General features: G+C 60.3%; 4 protein-coding genes. 2 read left to right on the top strand and 2 right to left on the bottom strand.

Annotated elements, in window-relative coordinates; genetic code table 11:
* Positions 1-12: 12 nt before the first annotated feature.
* Positions 13-2304 carry a fatty acid cis/trans isomerase gene (locus BW43_RS18605; protein WP_032885839.1) on the bottom strand — a complete coding sequence of 764 codons (2292 nt, stop codon included), beginning with the start codon at positions 2302-2304 and terminating at the stop codon, positions 13-15.
* 166 nt (positions 2305-2470) lie between these two features.
* Between BW43_RS18605 and metH the strand changes: the two genes are divergently transcribed.
* Complete coding sequence (gene metH / locus BW43_RS18610) at positions 2471-6181, top strand: methionine synthase (protein ID WP_032885838.1); 3711 nt, start codon at positions 2471-2473, stop codon at positions 6179-6181.
* 127 nt (positions 6182-6308) lie between these two features.
* Positions 6309-6527, top strand: coding sequence for a DUF2970 domain-containing protein (locus BW43_RS18615; protein WP_032885836.1), 219 nt, complete (start codon positions 6309-6311; stop codon positions 6525-6527).
* Here the strand turns inward: BW43_RS18615 and BW43_RS18620 are convergent.
* On the bottom strand, positions 6524-7591 hold the full coding sequence (locus tag BW43_RS18620) for an ABC transporter substrate-binding protein (protein WP_032885835.1): 1068 nt from the start codon (positions 7589-7591) through the stop codon (positions 6524-6526). The two genes, BW43_RS18615 and BW43_RS18620, sit on opposite strands and share 4 nt — an antisense overlap.
* Between the last annotated feature and the right edge of the window lie 374 nt (positions 7592-7965).

Genomic DNA, 7965 nt, shown 5'->3' with positions numbered 1-7965 from the left:
CCCCCCAACCACTCACAAATTCTCATACCGATTCATATCCAGGACCCCCGCCTCAACCGGCGTAGTCTCCCGAACATACTCCGACAAGTCGTGGAAATACCGCCAAAACAGCGGATGACTACGCCTCACCCCCCAACGATCCACAATCTTCTCAAACTGCGCGGCGTCCTTGACCTGCTCCATCTGCGCCACAAAAACAGGCACTTCCTGCGCTGGAATATTGAACATGAAGTTCGGATAACTACTGAGCACCCCAGGGTAAACAGTCACCGTATCCAGCCCCGGCTGATAGCGGTACGCCTCACCCAGCAAAAACGCCACATTACTGTGAGCCCTATTACGCAGCAGGCTGTAAACCACACGCGTCCCACTGGCAGTCTCAACACGCAACATCGTCGCCTCAGGCAACTGATCTATCACCTTGAGACCAGCCGCCGGACGCAAGGTCAGCCGGCTAAGCGCCTGCTCAGCATCCTGCAAGGCAGGCTCAATACCGTCACGCGAACAATAAGCACCAGAACAGCGATTGATCGGGTCCGGGCTCGCATTCAGATCGCCGTAACGGGCAATCAACTGGTTGGCAAAGTCCCGCTTGGGATCCTGTTCATTGAGGTGCAAGCCTGTAGGCTTATCGTCATCAATGGCTTCGTAATCCAGCCACAGCTTGATCTTGCCGCTGTTCTGGTACCAGTCGTCCATAAAGTCTTCACGAGAGTCCGCCGGCATCAGGCGCAGGAAGTTCTGCTCGGCACCGTTACGGATCAAGTCGAAGTAAAGGCGAGTCTGGGCCTGGTGCGAGACGTTGCCAAACACATCGAAATTCACCGCCAACTGGTAATAAGTCCGTTCCAGCAACGGATAGTCGAACAGCCACATCGTTTGAGGCACTTCGCCGATCAGGCCTTTGTTGACCGACGCACTGTCAAAGTGGCGGAAGATACTCAGCAAGGCGTTGTCATTGCCCGCCCACAGGCTCGACCAACTGGGTGGCGGCAAATCGGCATAACTGTCCCGGCGCAGCGCTTCGTACTGATTGCGCTTGTCGCGATAAGCCAGCCACAGGCTCAACACGCTGCCTACATCATCGTTCTGCCCCGGCATGGCGAGCAACGGCGTGGCCTGTCCGCGATAACGTGCATCGGTGATGTACAGGTCGTGGTCCGGGTCCTGGAACAGGGCCCAGAAGTTGTCGCGGATCACGTCCGTGGCGATCTGCCCACGGCACACCGGCCCGCGAATAAAGGTGCGTACAAAGTACTCGGCGTTATCCAGCATGAACTGGTAACGCGCCTTGGCGGGGATTGCCTCAAAGGTGTCGAACGGATTGGCGCGACGTCCAGGCCCGTAACCCGGCAAGGCGCTGACCTGCCAATCACCGGTGTAAAACAGCGCTTTGATCCGCGCCATTTTGGCAGCGCTGAACGGATAGGTAATGTGAGTCTTGTGCACGATCACGCCCTGCACCGGCCACAGACGGTAGTACACCCGCGTGCCCGGATCGTCATTGGGGCGACGGGTGCTGATCAGGTCGATGGGCTGCCCACTCGGCGTGCGCGAGCGCACCCACTGGAAGAAATGCCCCGGCTCGCCGTTCTCGAAATAGATATGGGCCAGGAACAAGTGCTCGAACAACCAGCGGGCCACCAGGCTTTCTCGGGCGCCGGGCTGGTTGAGCAGGTTTTCCCACTGCTGCACCTGCAAGGCTTCCTTGGCACTCGGTGCCAGGCCCTGCTCATCGATCGGCGCGCCGGACGCCAGCCAGCGCTGCAGCGTCTGGTATTGCTGGTCGGTCAGGCCGGTGACCGCCAGTGGCATGCCTTCCTTAGGATGACTGCCTGCGTAGGCATTGAATTCGCCGGGGGTGGCGCACATGTTTTCGCGGTTCAGGCCCAGCACAATGTCGTCCGGCAGCTTGGCGTTGGGCTGCAGCGGTGCGTTATGCCCCAGTTCCAGCATGCGTGCCATCAACGCGGCCTGGCTGCCTTGGGCGTCCAGCACCGAATAGAAGCCCTTCTGCTGCCAGGCTTGCTTGCCGAATGCGTCATAGAACAAGCGCGTAGTCGGCGCAGCCTGGCTGCGCTCGCCGTCGTACACAGGCACTTTGCTCGCGCCTCGGGCGGCGCCCTCGGCACTGCCCAGGTTGAGCTGGCAGGCGGAGTCATAGCAGGCATGGCAGGCCACGCACTTCTCGGTGAAAATCGGTTGGATGTCGCGGGTGTAGGAGATCGCCGGGGCGGGACCTTCTGCCTGGGCAGTACTGGCAATCAATGCCAGGACGGCGCTGACGATAAGACGAAGTGACATGTATCCGGTCCCGATTCAATGCGTGCGCTGAAAAATTGCCGGTGATTCTACCGGGCCATCGCACCTCACAACGTGAGCGATATTCATGCAAAAGCCGGACATGCCGCAAATCCGCACAGGTTTGCTATGATCCACGCCCTCCGTAATGCCTGACCAGAGTAGTCCCATGTCCGATCGTAGCGCTCGTCTGCAAGCCCTCCACCACGCCCTCAAGGAACGCATCCTGATCCTCGACGGCGGCATGGGCACGATGATCCAGAGCTATAAACTGGAAGAGCACGACTACCGTGGCAAACGCTTTGCCGACTGGCCGAGCGACGTCAAGGGTAACAACGACCTGTTGGTGATTACCCGCCCGGACGTGATCGGCGGCATCGAGAAGGCCTACCTGGATGCCGGCGCCGACATCCTCGAAACCAACACCTTCAACGCCACGCGCATTTCCATGGCCGATTACGGCATGGAAGAGCTGGCCTATGAACTGAACGTCGAAGGCGCACGCCTGGCGCGCAAGATCGCGGACGCCAAGACCGCCGAGAACCCGGACAAGCCACGCTTCGTTGCCGGCGTCCTGGGCCCGACCAGCCGTACCTGCTCGCTGTCGCCCGACGTGAACAACCCCGGCTACCGCAACGTAACCTTCGATGAACTGGTGGAAAACTACACCGAGGCCACCAAAGGCCTGATCGAAGGCGGTGCGGACCTGATCCTGATCGAAACCATCTTTGACACCCTCAACGCCAAGGCCGCGATCTTCGCCGTGCAGGGTGTGTTCGAAGAGCTCGGCATCGAATTGCCGATCATGATCTCCGGCACCATCACCGACGCCTCCGGCCGTACCCTCTCGGGCCAGACCACCGAAGCATTCTGGAACTCGGTCGCCCACGCCAAGCCGATTTCCGTGGGCCTGAACTGCGCCCTGGGTGCCAGCGAGCTGCGCCCGTACCTGGAAGAGTTGTCCAACAAGGCCAACACCCATGTGTCGGCGCACCCGAACGCCGGCCTGCCCAACGAATTCGGCGAGTACGACGAGCTGCCTTCGGAAACCGCCAAAGTCATCGAAGAGTTTGCCCAGAGCGGCTTCCTCAATATCGTCGGCGGCTGCTGCGGCACTACGCCTGGTCATATTGAAGCCATCGCCAAGGCCGTGGCCGGTTATGCGCCGCGCCCGATCCCGGATATTCCCAAGGCCTGCCGCCTGTCGGGCCTGGAGCCGTTCACCATTGATCGCAGCTCGCTGTTCGTCAACGTCGGCGAACGCACTAACATCACCGGCTCCGCACGCTTTGCCCGCTTGATCCGCGAAGACAACTACACCGAAGCCCTGGAAGTCGCCCTGCAGCAGGTGGAAGCCGGCGCCCAGGTGATCGACATCAACATGGACGAAGGCATGCTGGATTCGAAGAAGGCCATGGTGACCTTCCTCAACCTGATCGCCGGCGAGCCGGACATCTCCCGCGTACCGATCATGATCGACTCCTCCAAGTGGGAAGTGATCGAAGCCGGCCTCAAGTGCATCCAGGGCAAGGGCATCGTCAACTCCATCAGCATGAAGGAAGGCGTCGAGCAGTTCATTCACCACGCCAAGCTGTGCAAGCGCTACGGCGCCGCCGTGGTGGTGATGGCGTTCGACGAAGCCGGCCAGGCCGACACCGAAGCGCGCAAGAAAGAAATCTGCAAACGCTCCTACGACATCCTGGTAAATGAAGTCGGCTTTCCGCCGGAAGACATCATCTTCGACCCGAACATTTTTGCGGTCGCCACCGGTATCGAAGAGCACAACAACTATGCCGTCGATTTCATCAACGCCTGTGCCTACATCCGCGACGAGCTGCCGTATGCGCTGACCTCCGGCGGCGTGTCCAACGTGTCGTTCTCGTTCCGTGGCAACAACCCGGTGCGCGAAGCGATCCACTCGGTGTTCCTGCTGTATGCGATCCGCAACGGCCTGACCATGGGTATCGTCAACGCCGGCCAGTTGGAGATCTACGACCAGATCCCGGCCGAGCTGCGCGAAGCCGTTGAAGATGTAGTCCTCAACCGCACCCCGGAAGGCACCGACGCCCTCCTCGCCATCGCCGACAAATACAAGGGCGACGGCAGCGTAAAAGAGGCCGAGACCGAGGAATGGCGCGGTTGGCCGGTGAACAAGCGCCTGGAACACGCGCTGGTCAAGGGCATCACCACCCACATTGTTGAAGACACCGAGGAATCCCGGCAGTCGTTCGCGCGCCCGATCGAAGTGATCGAAGGCCCGCTGATGTCCGGCATGAACATCGTCGGCGACCTGTTCGGCGCGGGCAAAATGTTCCTGCCCCAGGTGGTGAAATCCGCCCGTGTGATGAAGCAGGCCGTGGCTCACTTGATCCCGTTCATTGAGCTGGAAAAAGGTGACAAGCCGGAAGCCAAGGGCAAGATCCTGATGGCCACGGTGAAGGGCGACGTGCATGACATCGGCAAAAACATCGTCGGCGTAGTGCTCGGTTGCAACGGTTATGACATCGTCGACCTGGGTGTGATGGTGCCGGCGGAGAAGATCCTGCAGGTGGCCAAGGAGCAGAAGTGCGACATTATCGGGCTGTCCGGCCTGATCACGCCGTCCCTGGACGAGATGGTGCATGTGGCCCGCGAGATGCAGCGTCAGGACTTCCACCTGCCCCTGATGATCGGCGGCGCGACCACCTCCAAGGCGCACACGGCGGTGAAGATCGAGCCTAAGTACAGCAACGACGCGGTGATCTACGTCACCGACGCCTCACGCGCGGTGGGCGTGGCCACGCAGTTGCTGTCCAAGGAGTTGAAAGCCGGCTTCGTCGAGAAGACCCGCCTGGAATACATCGATGTGCGTGAGCGCACCTCCAACCGCAGTGCGCGCACCGAACGCCTGAGCTACCCGGCGGCCATCGCCAAGAAGCCGCAGTTCGACTGGAGCAACTACACACCGGTGGTGCCGACGTTTACCGGTGCCAAGGTGCTGGACAATATCGACCTCAACGTCCTGGCCGAGTACATCGACTGGACTCCGTTCTTTATCTCCTGGGACCTGGCCGGCAAATTCCCACGCATCCTCACCGATGAAGTGGTGGGCGAAGCCGCCACCGCGCTGTACGCGGATGCCCAGGAAATGCTCAAGAAGCTGATCGATGAAAAGCTGATCAGCGCACGTGCGGTGTTTGGTTTCTGGCCGACCAACCAGGTGCAGGACGATGACCTTGAAGTGTACGGCGACGACGGCCAGCCAATTGCCAAACTGCACCACCTGCGCCAACAGATCATCAAGACCGACGGCAAGCCGAACTTCTCCCTGGCCGACTTCGTCGCGCCTAAAGACAGCGGCGTGACCGACTACATCGGTGGCTTTATCACCACCGCCGGCATCGGCGCCGAAGAAGTGGCCAAGGCCTACCAGGATGCCGGCGACGATTACAACTCGATCATGGTCAAGGCCCTGGCCGACCGTCTGGCCGAAGCCTGCGCCGAGTGGCTGCACCAGCAAGTGCGTAAAGAGCACTGGGGCTACGCCAAGGACGAGCAACTGGACAACGAGGCGCTGATCAAAGAGCAATACAGCGGTATCCGCCCTGCTCCCGGCTACCCGGCGTGCCCGGATCACACCGAGAAAGCCCAGTTGTTCCAACTGCTCGACCCCGAGGCCCGCGAAATGCACGCCGGGCGCAGCGGTGTATTCCTTACCGAACACTACGCGATGTTCCCGGCGGCGGCGGTCAGCGGCTGGTACTTCGCCCACCCGCAAGCGCAGTACTTTGCCGTGGGCAAGGTCGACAAGGATCAGGTCGCCAGTTACACCGCCCGCAAGAACCAGGACCTGGCCGTGACCGAGCGCTGGCTGGCGCCGAACCTGGGTTATGACAACTAAGCCCTGACGGAGAAACGTGCCCACGCTCAACGCGGGCATGCAGCCCGTGACACTGCGCGTCGCCTCCCCGAACCCGCCTCGGGCAATCGTCTATGCTATCCCTCACACACCTTGTGTCGAGGGACGTATGGACGATCCAGCCAACTACAAGCCCCCTACCTTCTGGCAGATGCTCCACAGTGTGGTGGCCGCTGCGTTTGGCGTGCAGAGCGGCAAGAATCGGGCCCGCGACTTCACCCATGGCAAGCCCAGCCACTTTGTGATCCTGGGCATCCTGTTTACGGCGGTGTTTGCCTTGACCTTGTTTGGAATCGTCAAGCTGGTGCTGCACCTGGCCGGCGTCTAGCGCAGCAACAGACGTAGGCTGAATGGGTAGCGATAGGACTCGGGCTTGCCCTGGGCCGACAGCACGCGAAAATTCACCGACGGTGTCGGCCCCAACAAACGCCGCGCCTGGCCGGCATCGATCAATTGGAACAACGTCAACTGCCGGTCGCGCCCACCGTATGCGCCAATGTCCAGGCCCTTGGCATCATCATGAACCAACACCATGGCCCAGCCGCCGACAGTGAAATGCCCGGCGACCAGGGACGACAAGCGTCCGTCCAGTCGAGCCTGCAAAATCTCCGGCGAGCTGTTGATCGCGCTGAACAGCACGTCCTTACCCGGTAACCGCCCGCTGGCCTGCAGCGCCTGCATGGCGCCCAGCGCCATCTGATCGTTGGCCGACCACACCAGCGCCGTCTGCGGGTAGCGCTTGAACAGTTGCGTCGCTTGCTCGAAGGCGCGCTCGCGGCTCCATTCACCGTAGACCAACTGACGCAGGCGCACCTCGGGATGCTCGGCCAGCGCCCGACGCATGCCCCGCTCACGCAATTGCGCGCCCGGCGTGGTCTTGACGCCGGAAAAGGCCAACAGGTCGATGGATTGACCGGGCGCAACCGGTCCGTGCTGGCGCAGCAAGTCGCGGAGCATCAGGTAGCCAGCCTCTTCATCGTCAGCGACCAGGCTGCCGATCAAACGGATGCCACTGCGGGTTCCCAGCAAATGCATCTGGTCGGGGGTCAGCGCGCTGTTCACCAACAGCAGCTTGACGCCACTGCCCTCGGCCATGCGCAGGATCTGCGGTGCAACGTATTGCTCATTCACCAGCACCAGGTAATCAGGTCGCTGGCTGCCTTGCAGCACCTCACGCGCCTGAAGCAGCGTATTGTCGGGATTACGCTCGCCATAACGCACACGCAACTCCAGGCCGAGGTCCTTGGCGGCGGCCTGCATGAAGTGCGTGTAGCTGACCCAGAAGGTTTCCGTCGATACGCCCGGATTGAGAAAGACCACCGACGTTGCATGAGCCATCACTCCATACGTCGATCCCAGCAACCAGACACACGTAATCAACACCTTCAACATAGATGCCTGAGCCTCGAAAATAGGCCGCCATGATAGTAGCAATGCCCAAACCAATCGAGGTTCGATCAACCACCTTTATTGGTGGCTTACCCAAAACACGGCAGTTCCCACCACCAAAATGATCAAGAACAGAATGGCCCACGCATCCACGGTACTGTCGGGTTTACGGGCTTTTGTCGGATTGCTCATCGCATCGCCTCTTGTCGGTTTTATAGGTGATTGCACTAAGACTCGCTCACAGTAAAGTTGATGATTGCCCGCATGACAAATGTGGATATCGCGATAACTGTTCTCATTAGTCATTTTGGTTATTTGCATATACTCAAACATCACTTTTGCGCATAAACGCAAACTGGTATCGTGCGCCGGCTCCG

It is taken from the genome of Pseudomonas sp. RIT357 (assembly GCF_000632245.1).
GTDB classification, from domain to species: Bacteria; Pseudomonadota; Gammaproteobacteria; order Pseudomonadales; family Pseudomonadaceae; genus Aquipseudomonas; species Aquipseudomonas sivasensis.
The sequence above is the reverse complement of the archived record's forward strand: the minus strand, read 5'-3'. Positions and strand labels throughout refer to the sequence as shown.

Bases quoted from the DNA above. Each gene is read 5' to 3' on its own strand.
- BW43_RS18605 (WP_032885839.1), bottom strand. From the start codon at position 2,304: ATGTCACTTCGTCTTATCGTCAGCGCCGTCCTGGCATTGATTGCCAGT.
- metH (WP_032885838.1), top strand. From the start codon at position 2,471: ATGTCCGATCGTAGCGCTCGTCTGCAAGCCCTCCACCACGCCCTCAAG.
- BW43_RS18615 (WP_032885836.1), top strand. From the start codon at position 6,309: ATGGACGATCCAGCCAACTACAAGCCCCCTACCTTCTGGCAGATGCTC.
- BW43_RS18620 (WP_032885835.1), bottom strand. From the start codon at position 7,591: ATGTTGAAGGTGTTGATTACGTGTGTCTGGTTGCTGGGATCGACGTAT.